General features: G+C 65.6%; 13 protein-coding genes, 1 tRNA gene and 2 pseudogenes. 9 read left to right on the forward strand and 7 right to left on the reverse strand.

The annotated features are described in order from the left end of the window. Positions 1–86: 86 nt before the first annotated feature. Positions 87–1,127, forward strand: coding sequence for a tryptophan--tRNA ligase (trpS, locus tag CCK91_RS06995; protein WP_242664423.1), 1,041 nt, complete (start codon positions 87–89; stop codon positions 1,125–1,127). Positions 1,128–1,136: 9 nt separating this feature from the next. Here trpS and CCK91_RS07000 read toward each other — a convergent pair. Both CCK91_RS07000 and CCK91_RS07005 read right to left on the reverse strand, forming a co-directional pair. After that, positions 1,137–1,373: pseudogene (locus CCK91_RS07000) on the reverse strand (ATP-binding protein); the annotation flags it as partial. Then, a pseudogene (locus tag CCK91_RS07005) lies at positions 1,306–1,881 on the reverse strand (IS21 family transposase); the annotation flags it as partial. The pseudogenes CCK91_RS07000 and CCK91_RS07005, both read right to left, overlap by 68 nt. A gap of 531 nt (positions 1,882–2,412) precedes the next feature. Between CCK91_RS07005 and CCK91_RS07010 the strand changes: the two are divergent. Genes CCK91_RS07010 through CCK91_RS07020 form a run of 3 tightly spaced genes read left to right on the forward strand, consistent with a single transcriptional unit; the run spans position 2,413 to position 5,677 of the window. Beyond that, the gene (locus CCK91_RS07010) at positions 2,413–3,120 is read left to right on the forward strand and encodes a hypothetical protein (protein ID WP_133059950.1); all 708 of its coding nucleotides are present in this window, start codon (positions 2,413–2,415) and stop codon (positions 3,118–3,120) included. After that, positions 3,117–4,940, forward strand: a complete 1,824-nt coding sequence (locus tag CCK91_RS07015) for a hypothetical protein (RefSeq protein ID WP_133059951.1) — start codon at positions 3,117–3,119, stop codon at positions 4,938–4,940. The genes CCK91_RS07010 and CCK91_RS07015 overlap by 4 nt, the downstream gene beginning before the upstream one ends. Beyond that, the gene (locus CCK91_RS07020; protein WP_086473456.1) at positions 4,937–5,677 is read left to right on the forward strand and encodes a hypothetical protein; all 741 of its coding nucleotides are present in this window, start codon (positions 4,937–4,939) and stop codon (positions 5,675–5,677) included. Before CCK91_RS07015 ends, CCK91_RS07020 begins: the two co-directional genes overlap by 4 nt. A 255-nt stretch (positions 5,678–5,932) precedes the next feature. Here the strand turns inward: CCK91_RS07020 and CCK91_RS19500 are convergent, their stop codons facing one another. The 3 genes from CCK91_RS19500 to CCK91_RS07030 all read right to left on the reverse strand — a co-directional run bounded on the left by CCK91_RS19500 (position 5,933) and on the right by CCK91_RS07030 (position 8,223). Further along, entirely contained in the window at positions 5,933–6,838 is a 906-nt protein-coding gene (locus tag CCK91_RS19500; protein WP_133059952.1) for an HIRAN domain-containing protein, read from the reverse strand. Positions 6,839–7,024: 186 nt separating this feature from the next. After that, complete coding sequence (locus tag CCK91_RS07025; protein ID WP_086473457.1) at positions 7,025–7,768, reverse strand: hypothetical protein; 744 nt, start codon at positions 7,766–7,768, stop codon at positions 7,025–7,027. Then, on the reverse strand, positions 7,765–8,223 hold the full coding sequence (locus CCK91_RS07030) for a hypothetical protein (RefSeq protein ID WP_086473458.1): 459 nt from the start codon (positions 8,221–8,223) through the stop codon (positions 7,765–7,767). Before CCK91_RS07030 ends, CCK91_RS07025 begins: the two co-directional genes overlap by 4 nt. A 231-nt stretch (positions 8,224–8,454) precedes the next feature. Here CCK91_RS07030 and CCK91_RS20130 point away from each other — a divergent pair, with 231 nt between their 5' ends. Together CCK91_RS20130 and CCK91_RS07040 are read left to right on the forward strand one after the other, a co-directional pair. Then, complete coding sequence (locus CCK91_RS20130) at positions 8,455–8,658, forward strand: helix-turn-helix transcriptional regulator (protein ID WP_086473459.1); 204 nt, start codon at positions 8,455–8,457, stop codon at positions 8,656–8,658. Positions 8,659–8,670: 12 nt separating this feature from the next. Next, positions 8,671–9,786, forward strand: coding sequence for a tyrosine-type recombinase/integrase (locus CCK91_RS07040; protein ID WP_086473460.1), 1,116 nt, complete (start codon positions 8,671–8,673; stop codon positions 9,784–9,786). Between the two features lie 196 nt (positions 9,787–9,982). Here CCK91_RS07040 and CCK91_RS07045 read toward each other — a convergent pair. Continuing rightward, positions 9,983–10,055 (reverse strand) — tRNA-Val (locus CCK91_RS07045). Between the two features lie 154 nt (positions 10,056–10,209). On the opposite strand from CCK91_RS07045, the gene CCK91_RS07050 reads away from it, so the two are divergent. Further along, positions 10,210–11,019, forward strand: a complete 810-nt coding sequence (locus CCK91_RS07050; protein WP_086473461.1) for a thymidylate synthase — start codon at positions 10,210–10,212, stop codon at positions 11,017–11,019. Then, on the forward strand, positions 11,016–11,540 hold the full coding sequence (locus CCK91_RS07055; RefSeq protein ID WP_086473462.1) for a dihydrofolate reductase: 525 nt from the start codon (positions 11,016–11,018) through the stop codon (positions 11,538–11,540). The genes CCK91_RS07050 and CCK91_RS07055 overlap by 4 nt, the downstream gene beginning before the upstream one ends. 39 nt (positions 11,541–11,579) lie before the next feature. Here CCK91_RS07055 and CCK91_RS07060 read toward each other — a convergent pair whose 3' ends face one another. After that, positions 11,580–12,050 carry a peroxiredoxin gene (locus CCK91_RS07060; RefSeq protein WP_064293656.1) on the reverse strand — a complete coding sequence of 157 codons (471 nt, stop codon included), beginning with the start codon at positions 12,048–12,050 and terminating at the stop codon, positions 11,580–11,582. 241 nt (positions 12,051–12,291) lie between these two features. Between CCK91_RS07060 and aceE the strand changes: the two genes are divergently transcribed. After that, positions 12,292–15,018, forward strand: a complete 2,727-nt coding sequence (gene aceE, locus CCK91_RS07065; RefSeq protein WP_086473463.1) for a pyruvate dehydrogenase (acetyl-transferring), homodimeric type — start codon at positions 12,292–12,294, stop codon at positions 15,016–15,018. Positions 15,019–15,031 lie beyond the last annotated feature (13 nt).

Genomic DNA, 15,031 nt, shown 5'->3' on the forward strand with positions numbered 1-15,031 from the left:
CCGGTTGAAGTATGTTCACGGGCTGCGCGGCAGCTCGCGGAACGGCCCGAGTGCTCCGTGTAGCTCCCAATCATCGGGAGAGACAGTTGGAATCCTTCACCGCAACAGCGCAACGTTCGGCAGAGGTCGCCGCCCTCGTAGCCGAGCACCCGGAGAGGTTTCGGGTGCTCACAGGTGAGCGGCCGACCGGGCTGCTCCATCTGGGCCACTTCTTCGGCACTATCAGGGAACGGGTGCGCCTGCAGCAGGCCGGCGTCGAAATGTTCCTCGTGCTCGCGGACTATCAGGTCATCACCGACCGGGACACCACGGCCCACGTTCGAGAGAACGTGTATAGCGCCGTCCTCGACTATCTCGCTGCCGGCATCGACCCGGAACGGACGACGATTTTCACCCACTCGTCGGTGCCGGCGCTGAACCAGCTGATGCTCCCATTTCTGAGTCTGGTCACCGAAGCGGAGCTGCATCGAAATCCGACCGTCAAAGCGGAGCTCGCAGCGTCCGGCCGTGCATTGAGCGGGCTGCTGCTGACCTATCCGGTGCATCAGGCCGCCGACATCTTGTTCTGCAAGGGCACTCTAGTGCCTGTGGGCAAAGACAACCTCCCCCATGTGGAGATGACCCGAGTGGTCGCCCGCCGGTTCAATGAGCGCTATGGAGAGGTCTTCCCGGTTCCGGATGCGTTGATCACTTCGACCCCGGAGGTGCCGGGGCTCGATGGTCGGAAGATGTCGAAAAGCTATGGCAACGCAATCGCGTTATCGATGACACCGGACGAGACGGTCGCAGTGATCCGTCAATCCCGAACCGATCAGGACCGGCGGATCAGCTTCGACCCCGAAGGCCGGCCAGGCGTCTCGGCGCTGTTGTCGACGGCCGCGCTGTGCCTGGATGTTGAACCGGTCGAGTTGGCCGATCAGATCGGCGACGGCGGCAGCAGCGCCCTAAAAGCACTGACTGCGACAGCCGTGAACGACTTCCTCGAGCCGATGCGTGCGAGGAGGAAAGCGCTAGCCGCCGACGAGAGCCTCGTGCGGGCGATCCTTCGTCGCGGTAATGAGACGGCGAACACTGCGGCCGAGGTAACGCTCGGTCAGGTGCGCGAGGCGATGGGAACGATCTACTAGGACCGCGGGTCAGACGGAGTCGGTGAGCCGACGGGTGTGGGCGAGGCGGTAGGAGTCAGTGCCGGTCTCGATGATGCTGCCACCGAACGTGAGTCGGTCAACGATCGCAGCACAGAGCCTCGGGTCGGTGAAGGTCTTAGTCCAGCCCGAGAACGACTCGTTGGAGGCGATCGCGACGGATCTCCTCGAACGCGTCAATATGGCCCTCAAGGAACGCTTCCTGCGACTGAGTCGAATAGACCCGATGGATCGCTTTCCCCGAGTTGGAGAACCGGAACACGAACATGTGGCACTTCGTCTTCACCCCGGCCAGCACCACCCAAACCTCCCCGAAATCAACCTCTGCCTCCGCGCCGGGCGCGTGGTCTTGAGGGATGAAGACCTCCACTCGGCGGCCCGCGGCCGTGTCGATCTCGGGCCGGCGGAAACGCACGTAGTTGCGGACCGTTGAGTACGACAGTTCTGTGGCCCCGTGCTCCTCGATGAGACGATCCAGCACCCGAGTCGCGGTGTGGCGCTATTTCCTTGGGGCGGTCAGATCCTCCCGTAACATGGCGTCGATCGCGGGCTTGAATCGGTCAAGCCGCGGTGCAGACCTCACCCGCGTCTTCTTCAGCGGCGGTTCCGGCGAAGCCAACGCCCGCCGCACCGTCGCGCACCCAAAGTGATGACGGCGCGCGAGCTCTCTGATCGAGAGCTCCTCCACCCGCGAATCACGCCGGATCGTCGCGAACACATCCACCCGAGATCCCATCCCAAACCTCCACCATCAGCATCCGGAACAACAGTTCCGTCAACGGTGGAGGTGGGCCCGGCTCAGGCTTCCGTGGACACCCCGTCAAGCGGCAAGTGGTCTCCGCTTAGATTGCCCTGGTGGGTGTGACTTACGTTGCCATAGTCACCACCCCGGTGCCTGCGTGCATCCCTGACTCGACACCCCTGTCCATGTCGCCTCCGGCCCCGGGTCGGGGGCATGTGCTCCCTCCCCTCGTTGTCAGCGGCGGCTCCGTCATCGATACCCATCGCAGCCCAATTGGTGCCAACACTCTGAACCATGGCGGCCGTTCGAGGGCAAGGCGAGCGGAGCGAGGCGCGGCAGCCCGAATGCGGGACCGGAGATGTGCCCGCGCGCCGCCAGCCTCGATGGCGTTGGGGTCGAAGTGAGCCGACGCCGGACAGCGGCTGGAGTCGCAGGACGCGTCCGCCTGCTTGTCGTGCTCTCCGCAAGAACAGGAGGTGACGCACCTGCGTTCATCTCAACTCGCGCAAGCGACGGAAGGACACCATGGCAATGCCCCTCTCACTGCAGCTCGCTGCGACCGCGTTGAGTGCGACCGCGCTCGGTACGACCGGTCCAGCGATCCCCCTCAACGCGCCAGCACCCGCTGCCGTTACGGCCTCGGGTTCCGCAAGCCCGTCGGTAGCGGAAGTGGGCGACTGCGTCGGCTTCGCACTCGACGTCACTGGGACCCAGGACGGCATCGCGATCGAACCGATCACAGCAGCGCTCACCGGTCCCTACGGCGGCTGGCTCCCGGTCGGCTCGGTCGCCGACGCTGTGACGGTCGGCTCATTTTCTGCGACCTGGACGGGCTCCGAGTGGAGCTACGACGGCGACTGCGTGAGCGTCTCGGCCGCCGGTGGATACGCCTGGACGCTCGACAACCCGAACGATCCGGAAGGTCTCGACCTGATCATCCACGAGTCCTCCGTCGTCGATGTCACCGAACCGGCCGTCGTTGACCCGGAGGACGGCAAGGAGACCGAGCTACCCGTCGACGACGCGGATGAGGGCGGCGGGACCGCCATCGATGTCGTTGCAGACCGCTCTGGCGGGAGCGTCGGGACCAAACGTCCACAGCTCGCCGTCACCGGCGCGAACGAAGAACTCCTCATCGCCGGTGCTGCGGGAGGTCTGCTCGCGATCGCGGCGGGCGTGGCCCTCGCCGTACGGAGCCGACGAAGCCGAGCTCGGGTGGAGCAGGCCGCATGAGCCGCCGCCTCCTGAGCGCGGCCGGCGCATCGATTCTGCTTGCCACCACGCTGAGCTTGCCTGCCCTTTCGGCGAGCGCTTCGGTTCCCGCCGCGGAGGACACGTCGGCCGCTGCGGACAGCACCACTCCATCCCCTCGAGCCACCACCGCCTATGGCTGGGGCCAGCTCGTGAACTACGTCACCCCGGACGGATCGCTCGCGTACTGCATCGACGTCCAAGCCGACTGGCCATCAGGTGCGACCGGCGGCGGAACGCTCGTCGGCGGGATCGGAGCAACAGCCGGGACGCGCGACGTCGGCGGCACGGAACTCGCAATGCTCAACGCGGGCCTCTCCCAGTTCGGGCAGACCACGGACAACGACACCGCGGCAGCCGTCGCCGCGTTCGTCTACGCCTTCACCTCGCAGAACCACCCCGGCTACGACGGCGCCATCCACTACATCAGCCAGAAAGCCGACGGCCACGACGCCACCGTGACCGCAGCGTTCAACAGCATCTGGGCATGGGTCGGCAAGAACTGGGCTGCCGCAGCCGGCTCGAACACGGCGACCACAGCCATCACGATGACCGACAGCACCACCGGATACATCGACGTGACCGTCGACCCCACAGCAGCGACCGGCACGCTCGCCCTCACCGGCGCGCACGAGACCAGCACCGGCGCGACCTCGGTGGCCGTCGGGAACGGATCCCGCATCGACATCACCGGCGATCCCGCCGACGGCACCGCGGACTACGACATCCGCGCCGACGGTTCCTGGAGCACGCCCGGCGGCTACGCCTCCGAGGCCTGGATGTACGAGACGCCCGGTCAACAGCGCCTCGCCCGCGGCAGCGAGAACCGCTCCCCCATCCCGTTCACCTCCGAAGCCAGCATCACCGCCTCGACGATCTTCCAACCGATCGTGACGAGCGAAATGCAGCAGACCCTCGTCCCCATCGGCGGCACCATCATCGACCACGCAACCTGCGACCTCTCCCCCGACAGCACCAGCACCACCTGGCGACGCAACCGAGACGATGAAGGCGTCGAAGTCACCTGGGACGTCGCGATCTACGCCAAGCGCCCCGGCGAAGACAGCCTCCCCGAGGTCCCGGAAGGGCGGCCGGCGCTCGGCACGGCCACCGCCACCTGCGACGAGGTCGGCGACATCATGGAAGCCAGCTTCCCCCGCCCCGACGAGGCCGACGGGCCGATCACCGCAGTCTGGTCACTCGACCTCGACAAGCAGTCCGACACGACCAAGTCCGTCCTGCAGGGACCGTGGCACGACGCGTTCGGGCTGCCCGACGAGACCACGGTCATCCCCCGCGTCACAACGAAGGCCGTGCCGTCGGTGATGGAGGGAGAGCAGTACGGGGACACCGCCCACCACGAAGATGTCGGCCTCTACCCCGACACCGCTGTGCAGACTTTCACCGCCTACCGCATCACCGACGGTCAGCCCGTCTGCGACGCGACAACCGAATACCTGCCGGAGTCGGCGCCGATCCTGGTCAACGGCCGCAAGGATGTGCCCGGGCCGACATTCACTGCCACCCGCGACATGGGCACCGGGGTCAACTGGATCGAGCGTACGTATGCCGATGACTCGAAGCAGGTACTCCTCAGCGAAGGTGTCTGTGGGCAGGAAGGTGAGCAGACGCTCTTCCTCGACCGCCCCGGACAGAAGCTCGCGAGCACCGGCTTCGACGGCGCCACCCTCGCCGCAGGCGCTGCCGCCACGATGCTCCTCGGAGCCTCGCCCTTCGTCGTTCGCGGTGTCGTACGGCGTCGAGCCAGCCTGATCGACCTGAGCGAGGGGCTCGCAGGATGAGCGAAGAACAGACAGGCCCCTCGGGCGACCTGAGGGAGGAACAGCACGAGTGGGTGGCGATGTTTCGCCATGGGTTGCGATTCAGCAAGCCACAGCCGGACTATGACGACGTGCGCGACGACTACGAGGACATCCACGGCGACGACCCTCGGATGGAGGAGGAGATTCAACTCAGGATCGTTGAGGCTCAGATGGACCTGCTCCTCCGTTTCACCGGGGCGTCGGACTACGACGTCCACCCAGACCCTGACTCCTGGCTAGAGACGTACTATGCCTTGGCAGGCAAGTGGCTCGGTCGAGACACAGGGATCGACGAACAACTCGAGAGCGTCGACCGCATCCTTTCGCTGACCGGCGGTCCACTCTGGCGCCCGGACCTGTACCTCTCCCTGGCCAAGGTTCAGGAAGCTGCTGGGGACGCTGCACCCACGAGCCCCGCGCCTGCCACGCCGCTCTCCACTTCGAGCTGGCGAGATCCGCCACGCCTCATCGACTGGACTCCGGACGAGGACCCGGCTGCGGGGTACCTTCGGGAGCTCCACGCTAATCGCCAACATGCACGGGAATCGAGCGCGCCCGAACACTCCGTAGACGCACAGCCGCTCGATCAGAGCCGACGCTTCACCGAACTAGGGCGGAAGCTCTCCATGGGAATCCTGCGACCACGCTCAGACCAAGCCATCCGAGACGCCCATCCGCCGCATCGATCTGGATCCGAGGAAGGAATGCAACTCTAGAGTCATCCGATAACGCCTGACTCCTGCGAACGCCGCCATGAGCCTCGCCGTGGTCCTGAGGCGGCCGGATTGCGTTCCCGAGCTTTACATCGCTCGGGTACACAGCCCCGCGGCGTCTACCAGCGAACAGCCTCATGGAATGAGCTTTCGGGGAGCGACGGATGCGCGTTTAGTGCCACGCCGGGACTGCATTCCCGGTCAGGTAAATGCGGGGTCGGTGGATCGGATCAATCCAGGACACACCGCTTCCCGTAACTATCCGGTGAGCCTGTCGAGGCGTTCTTTAATGCTGCTGCCCTTGCGTCGATCTGGCGGGCAGTATGCGAGCCATCGCCGCAGAACGGAAGCTTCTTTGTCTCGCTGGCCGAGTTTGCGGTGGATGATCGCAGCCTGTTCGGTGTAAAAAGGTGCGGGTTCGAGCCCGTTACGCGCTCCCTCGGCGCCTTCGATTGCGGCGTAGCAGAGCACGAGGGCATCGTCGAGTCGGCCGTCTCGTTTGAGCTGTTTAATCGGTTCGACCAGCTGTAGGTAGTGCACTCCCCCGACCATGCCTCGGTGGAACGACTCTGCTCGATCACCTCCACCGGCAAGAGCGTCGGCGATCATCTGGTCGATGCTCGTTTGATGCGCGGCGGCCTTCGCGCTGGACGACATTGGAGGGCGCTCTGTCTCGGAGTACTGCCATTTCGCAGGTCCTCTGCCCAACCATGCCCACGCTTCAGCGCGCAGGCCCTTTGGCAGCAACTCAGTGAAGATCTGGATCTGGACAGCCCGAGCTCCACCGCTCGGGAGATCAATCGTCCTGGCCAGGTAGCCAGGCAGGTAGCCGACCTTTTCACCCTCAACATGGACTGCGATCGCGTGAGGATCAGCTGGGTTCTCGGGTTCGCGCTGGATGGTGCCGCCTACTTCTAGATATCCACCTGCGGCGATGCGGTGACGCTCGGCGAGCCGGGTGATCGCGTCCCTCGCGAACGTCGTCGTGCCGGTCAACTGAACACGATCCTGCGCGACCGCCATCGATACACTGACCTGGACACGTGGTTCCGACCTCACAGCGTGCTGTGGCGGCTGCGTCACAGAGTTGGACGTGTCGCCAGAGCTGCCGAATAGCTTCTTCAATATCCCCGCGTCCTGAATCCTGTCAGACAGATCAAGCATGCTTCCGGCCCTAAGCGCACGCAAGGAGGACGTCGTAAAGTCCTCTCCACAGCAAATGCCCCCGCATTCGACGGTGGGACCTATCCTCATCAGGACCCGGCCCGCGCTGGAGCGACGGGGCACAGCTCGACACACAGCCATTTGAGGACGTACGCGATAATGGCTGCCGGCAGCGACGCGATCTGATCAGTTCAGCTCGCTGCCCTCTGCGCGCTCAAGCAGGATGTCGTAGATCTCGGGCCGGTAGTGGTCCTTTACCCGGTGTCTGGTGCCTTGTCGCATCTCCGTGACGAGCCTCGACACTGAGGCGGCGTGACGGAAGGATCCGCCGACGGCGAGATACGCGCGGGTCCACAGTTCCGGGTCCACGGGGTGCCCGTGTTCAGCGAGCGCGCGAACGAGCTGAACGATCGTGGCCTTGCCGTTGCCGGAGGACAGCCCGTTGTAGTCCTCGCCCTTGATGGACCGTGCCGCCTCGAGCAGGACCGGAGCGATCGACTCGGCGGTGGTGCCGGTGTGGAGGTTGATCGCCTGCATCGCGTCGAGCCAAACGCGGATCGGGTACCTCTCGTGCTCGACGAGCACGAACACTCTGCCGAGGCGCTCCTCACGCACTAGACGGGCGAGAAGGTCGCAATCCGACTCCTCGAACGGCCGCAGCACGGTGATCGGGGTTGGGATCGTCGAGTCATCGTGGATGAGTTCGCGAAGCTGCTGGATCTCACCCACCCTCCGATCAGCGGCTCTCGGTGCGATATACCCCACGATCCTGCGATCCAAGCTGCCGACCTCGTTGTATCCCTTGGCGCTCGCAGCAGCGAAGAGATAGGGAACTTCACCCAGCCACTCCCTGATTCGGGCACTCTGCGGCTGCATACCCAAGCCGTTCTGGCCCCAGTCGGACAACGTCATGTAGGCGAGTTCGGTCACGTGATATCCTCAGCGCTCGGCGCGACCACGTGAGCGAGGACCGTCCGGCGCACCCTCAACCACCGCCAGAACAAGAACCCTGCCGGTACGACCAAGAGACATCCCAAGAGCACCTGTCCCAGAAGCGCCGCGATGACATACCCGAGGAACACGATGCCCGTGCTCGCGAAGAGCAGCGTCCAGTCCGTCCGGGTCGCCGAGCGATGCTGCTCAGGTGTGACGATGAGGGCGGGCAGCCATGCGAACGGGAACAGGATCTCTCCCCCAGATGCCTTCCAGAGGCTACCGTCAGCGGTCTGGAAAATGGTGCCAGGTCGAACGTCGGCGATGGGCGGAAGCTCCTCAGGGAGCTGATTGGTCGGGCGGTATCCACCGGACACGATGTGGCCCTGCGGGGCGACCTCATCTCGTTCCGGCTGGCCCGCGTGTTCGCGCTTACTCTGGCCATCGCTCATGTCGACTCTCCCCACTACCTTCCGGCGGGATCGTCCGACCGCACTGCTGGGCCGGTTTCTCCCCGTAGCTCTCACCCTCCCGAGCGCTACCGGCAACACCATATCGCGGCGCACTGAAGTGGACATTCGTAGATGTCAGGTTCATCCGCCACTTGCAGATCGAGCCGATGGTCCGCGCAACTGCTCCACCCCGTGCAAGAGCAAGCACCACAGCTCGTTCTCGGAGGAACCATGACTACGTACACGTCGACCGCGCCCTTGCTGGACAGCAAGTCGGTGGCCACCTTCCTGGGCGTATCCGAGGCGACGCTCTGTCGAATGAGACAAGACGGGTCTGGCCCCGCGTTCATCGACGTGCGGGGCCGTCCCAGATATCGCGAGGCGGCCCTGGCCGTGTGGCTCGACGATCAGGAGCGCCACACACGCACTGAGTAGGCCACTCCATCGATGATCAACAAGACAGGCTCCGGCAAGTGGCGTGTCCGAGTGAAGTCCAAGGGCGAAGTCGTCGCCGACCAGACGTTCGAACGGAAGGCTGACGCCGCTCTCTGGGAGGCAAAGCAAAAGCGCGCACTGATGCTCGGCGAATTCGTGGACCCGCGCGATGGTAAGGAGACGCTTGCAGCTGCCATCGACCGATGGATGACCTCGCGCGCCGGGTCCGTTGCATCCAAGACGCTACAAACCGAGGGCTACGCGCTTCGAGCGCATATCCCACCGAAGCTCGGCCACCGGCCGATCGCGTCCATCCATTCCGCCGACCTCGATGCCCTCTACGGCAACATGCTGCGCTCGCTCGCCAGACCGACCGTCATGCGATTCCGCAACACACTCTCATCGTTCTTCGGCTGGGCCGAGCGGAACCGGCTCATCCAGAACAACATCGTTCTCGAGTCGCGAGTCCCTCGAGGACGCGGGCAAGACCACCACCTTGAGGTCTTCCCATTCGACCTCGCCGGTCTGCGGCGGGTGCACCAAGCCACCGTCACCGCTTCACCAAGCCAAGGCAATCTCACCCTCGTGCTCGGACTCTCGGGGCTTCGTTGGGGTGAGCTTGTCGCGCTCCGAGTTCGCGATCTTCAGTCGCTGCCGTATCCGGTGTTCCGCGTGTCACGTTCAGCACCGGACGGCCAGCCGATCCGCACGTCGACGAAAGGTGGCGCGACTCGAACGGTCCCACTCCCGGGTGAGCTTGCCGAACTCGTCGTACCGCTCGCCACGGGACGCAACCCGAACGAACTCCTCTTCACTTCCCCCGCCGGCGGTCGGTTGAACGGCCCGAATTGGAAACGCGCAGTGGACTGGAGCGCGAACTGCGAGGGCAGGCGCGTCCATGACCTCCGCCACACCGCCGCTACCTTGTGGCTGACGAACGGTGTCGACCCGAAGACTGTGCAAGCCTGGCTCGGACATTCCACTGCGACCCTCACACTGGACACGTACTCACACTGGATCGGCACCGACGGGGACGCTGCGGCCGTAGCCCGAATCGACGCGCTCCTAGACCTCGGGCGTGCTGATGTTCGCGCCCCAAGGCCTCCGGATATCGATTTCTCCATGTGAGACCTCGAACGAGCGATGCGGGGTTGCCTGCAACACAAGCAACGAGACATGGCCGCTGCGGGCCGGAGCAACCTCAGGTTGGCTCTGCGCGGGGACGCCACGGGGACGTATCCAACACAGAGTGTCCAGCCGTGAGAGGAGCACGGTTGAACTAAAAAGCCCCGAGATGCCCATGATCTCGGGGAACTTCCTTCGGTGGGCCCTGCCGGGATCGAACCGACGACATCCACGGTGTAAACGTGGCGCTCTACCAGCTGAGCTAAAGGCCCGCGATCGGATGGAACCATCCGATGCGACTCGTCGAGTCTAGCCGGAGTCGCCGTCGGAGCCGGAACGCTCCACAACCAGGGTCCGCGCGCATCCGTCGCGACACCGGACGATCGGTCGGGCGCGGTGACGGTCGCTGGCCGTACGATCGAGGGGATGGATACGACGATCCCCACCCCGTACGAAGACCTCCTGCGCGACACGCTCGAGCACGGCGCCACCAAAGGCGACCGCACCGGAACCGGCACCCGCAGTGTGTTCGGCCGCCAGCTCCGCTTCGACCTCTCCCAGGGCTTCCCGCTCATCACCACGAAGCGGGTGCACTGGAAGTCCATCGCCTACGAACTCCTGTGGTTCCTCCGCGGCGACGGCAACGTCCGCTGGCTCCAGGAGCACGGCGTCTCCATCTGGGACGAATGGGCCGACGACCAGGGCGAACTCGGCCCCGTGTACGGCGTGCAGTGGCGGTCCTGGCCGACCCCCGACGGCTCCCACATCGACCAGATCTCGCAGGTCATCGACCAGCTGCGCACCGACCCGAACTCGCGCCGCATCATCGTCTCCGCGTGGAACGTCGCCGACATCCCCAACATGGCGCTCGCACCCTGCCACGCCTTCTTCCAGTTCTACGTCGCCGACGGCAAGCTCTCCTGCCAGCTCTACCAGCGCAGCGCAGACCTCTTCCTCGGTGTCCCCTTCAACATCGCCAGCTACGCGCTCCTCACCCACCTCGTCGCCGAGCAGGTCGGCCTCGAGGTCGGCGACTTCGTGTGGACCGGCGGCGACTGCCACATCTACGACAACCACCTCGAGCAGGTGACGGAGCAGCTCACGCGTGCCCCGTTCCCCTACCCGAAGCTGCGCATCAACACGAAGCGCGACAGCATCTTCGACGTGGAGTACGACGACCTCGAGATCGTCGACTACCAGCACCACCCCGCCATCCGCGCGGCCGTCGCCGTATGAGCCTGGCGCTCATCTGGGCCCAAGCCCACGACGGCGTCATCGGCGCCGACGGGGGCATGCCCTGGCACGTCCCCGAAGACCTCGCGCACTTCAAGGCGCTCACCGGGTCGGACGCGGTGATCATGGGGCGCCGTACCTGGGATTCACTCCCCCCGCGGTTCCGTCCGCTCCCAGGACGCCCGAACATCGTCGTCACCCGCGATCCCGCGTGGTCCGCCGACGGCGCGATCGTCGCGCACTCCCTGGAGGACGCGTTCGAAGCGGCGCAGCTCGCCGGCAACGGCCAGGCCTGGGTCACCGGCGGCGCGGGTCTCTTCACCGAAGCGCTCGCGCTCGCCGACCGGCTTGAGGTCACCGAACTCGACCTCGACGTCGCGGGCGACACCTTCGCACCGACCATCGGCGAGGAGTGGGTGCCGGTCACGATCGATCCGGCACACGGTTGGTCGGAATCCCGCACGGGTGTCCCCTACCGGTTCATCCGTTACGAGCGCGCACCCGAGGTCACGATCACCGGCTGAGACCCCGGGCGATCCGGAGCGACCACAGCGAGCCGCGGCTCAGGCCGGCTGACGCAGCTCTTCGAGCGCGGCGCGGTAGGCCGCGAGCGAGCGGGCTTCGCCCGGTGCCGTGATGAAGCTCTCACGGATGATGCCCTGCTGGTCGATGAGGAAGGTCGCACGGTTCGCGAACCCCTTCTCCTGCAGGAACACCCCGTACTCCTTGGCGACCTGGCCGTGCGGCCAGAAGTCGGCGAGCAGCTGGAAGCCGTACTGCTCCTGCTCCGCCCACGCGCGCAGCGTGTGCTTGGAGTCGACGGAGATACCGACGAGCGTGACCTGGTCGTCCGTGAACAGGCTGAGGTTGTCGCGCAACTCGCACAGCTCCCCCGTGCAGGTACCGGAGAACGCCAGCGGGAAGAAGACGAGGGCGACAGCCGAACTGCCGCGGAACTGACTCAACCTGACGAGTTCACCGAACTGGTTCGCCAGTTCGAAGTCGGGTGCCAGGGTGTCGTTCTCAAGTGCCATGAGGGTCCTTTCAGGCGGGTTCGCCTGCTCCGGATCGCCCGAGCGGTGGACGGGTCCGATCCGGTCACACATCCTAACCCCGCACCGCAGCTGCACAAACCCGGAGGGGTGCGCCGCTCGGTCACCGTTCCCTGGGGTGACCGGATAGGGTGAAAGGTGGCGCCCGCGTCCATACCCATCAGGACGCATGGAGTTCACCATCACAACCCAGGCACGATCTGCCACGAGAGAAAGGTCGACGGTGACTGTTCACGACCAGGATCCATACTCGTCCAACCACGTAGACGCCGATCCTGAGGAGACGTCCGAGTGGAATGAGTCCCTCGACGCCCTCGTCGACGAACGTGGCCGCGGTCGCGGCCGCGACATCATGCTGAGCCTCCTCAAGCGCTCGAAGGAGCTGCACCTCGGCGTGCCGATGGTGCCCACCACCGACTACATCAACACCATCGCCTCGGAGAACGAGCCCGACTTCCCGGGCGACGAGGACATCGAACGCCGCTACCGCGCCTGGATCCGCTGGAACGCGGCCATGACCGTGCACCGCGCGCAGCGCCCCGGCATCGGTGTCGGCGGACACATCTCCACCTACGCGTCGTCGGCCGCGCTCTACGAGGTCGGCTTCAACCACTTCTTCCGCGGCCAGGATGCCCCGGGCGGTGGCGACCAGATCTACATCCAGGGCCACGCCTCCCCCGGCACCTACGCCCGCGCCTTCCTCGAGGGCCGCCTCAGCACCGACCAGCTCGACGGCTTCCGCCAGGAGAAGTCGCACGCGCCGCACGGGCTCTCCTCGTACCCCCACCCGCGCCTCATGCCGGACTTCTGGCAGTTCCCGACGGTCTCCATGGGTCTCGGCCCGATCAACGCGATCTACCAGGCGCACCTCGCCAAGTACGTCACCAACCGTGGCATCAAGGACGCCAGCGACCAGCAGGTCTGGGCGTTCCTCGGCGACGGCGAGATGGACGAGGTCGAGAGCCGCGGCCAGCTCCAGGTCGCCGCGAACGAGGGCCTCGACAACCTCAACTTCGTGATCAACTGCAACCTGCAGCGCCTCGACGGCCCCGTCCGCGGGAACGGCAAAATCATCCAGGAGCTCGAGAGCTTCTTCCGCGGTGCCGGCTGGAACGTCATCAAGGTCATCTGGGGCCGCGAGTGGGACGACCTCCTCAACCGCGACACCGACGGCGCGCTCCTCAACCTCATGAACGTCACGCCCGACGGCGACTTCCAGACGTACAAGACGGAGGACGGCGCCTACGTCCGCGAGAACTTCTTCGGCCGCGACGAGCGTGCCCTGAAGCTCGTCGAGGGCTACACCGACGACGAGGTCTGGAACCTCAAGCGCGGCGGCCACGACTACCGCAAGGTCTACGCGGCGTTCAAGGCGGCCAGCGAGCACAAGGGCCAGCCGACGGTCATCCTTGCGCACACCATCAAGGGCTACGGCCTCGGCCCGAGCTTCGAGGGCCGCAACGCGACCCACCAGATGAAGAAGATGACGCTCGACAACCTGAAGACCTTCAGGGACACGATGCGCATCCCGATCACCGACTCGCAGCTCGAAGAGAACCCCTACCTCCCGCCGTACTACCACCCCGGTGAGAACGACGAGGCGATCCAGTACCTGCACGAGCGTCGCCGCGCGCTCGGCGGCTACGTCCCCGAGCGTCGCAGCAAGTACACGCAGCTGAACCTGCCCGACGACTCCGCGTACGCGGCAGCGAAGAAGGGCTCCGGCACGCAGGAGATCGCCACCACCATGGCGTTCGTCCGACTGCTGAAGGACCTCCTCCGCGCCAAGGACTTCGGCAACCGGATCGTCCCGATCATCCCCGACGAGGCACGCACCTTCGGTATGGACGCGTTCTTCCCGAGCGCGAAGATCTACAACCCGAACGGTCAGCACTACACCTCGGTGGACCGCGAACTGCTGCTCGCCTACAAGGAGAGCCCGCAGGGTCAGATCGTGCACGTGGGCATCAATGAAGCGGGCGCCGTCGCGGCCTTCTCCGCGATCGGAACCTCGTACTCGGTGCAGGGCGAGCCGCTCATCCCGGTCTACGTCTTCTACTCGATGTTCGGCTTCCAGCGCACCGCCGACGCCATCTGGGCGGCCGGCGACCAGATGACCCGTGGCTTCATGATCGGCGCGACCGCCGGTCGCACCACCCTCACGGGTGAGGGGCTCCAGCACGCCGACGGCCACTCGCTGCTGCTGTCCTCGTCGAACCCCGCGGTCGTCAGCTACGACCCGGCCTACGGCTACGAGATCGCGCACATCGTGCGCAGCGGTATCCAGCGCATGTACGGCGGCGAGCACGAGGACCCGAACGTCATGTACTACCTCACGGTGTACAACGAGCCGATGGTCATGCCCGTCGAGCCCGAGGGCGTGGACGTTGACGGCATCGTGCGCGGTATCCACCGCATCAGCACGAGCGACAAGCAGGGCCCGAAGGCCCAGCTCATGGCCTCCGGTGTCGCGGTCCCGTGGGCGATCGAGGCGCAGCAGCTCCTCGCCGACGACTGGGGCGTCTCCGCAGACGTCTGGAGCGTCACGAGCTGGACCGAGCTCCGTCGCGACGGTCTCGCTGCCGACCAGCACAACTTCCTGCACCCGCAGGAGGAGCGTCGTGTGCCCTACGTCACGGAGAAGCTGAGTGGTGCCGCAGGCCCGTTCGTCGCCGTGACCGACCACATGCACGCCGTGCCGGACCAGATCCGTCAGTTCGTGCCGGGCGACTTCGCGACGCTCGGGGCCGACGACTTCGGCTTCTCCGACACGCGCGCCGCTGCCCGTCGCTTCTTCAAGATCGACGGCCCGTCGCTCGTCGTCCGCACCCTCCAGCAGCTCGCTGCTCGGGGTGAGGTCGATGCGAGCCTCCCGCAGCAGGCGATCGACCGCTACCGCCTCCACGACGTGAACGCCGGCAACACCGGTAACGCGGGTGGCGAGAGCTGATTCCATCGCTACC

The sequence above is a fragment of the Plantibacter elymi (nom. nud.) genome, from assembly GCF_900177795.1.
Lineage (GTDB): Bacteria > Actinomycetota > Actinomycetes > Actinomycetales > Microbacteriaceae > Plantibacter > Plantibacter elymi.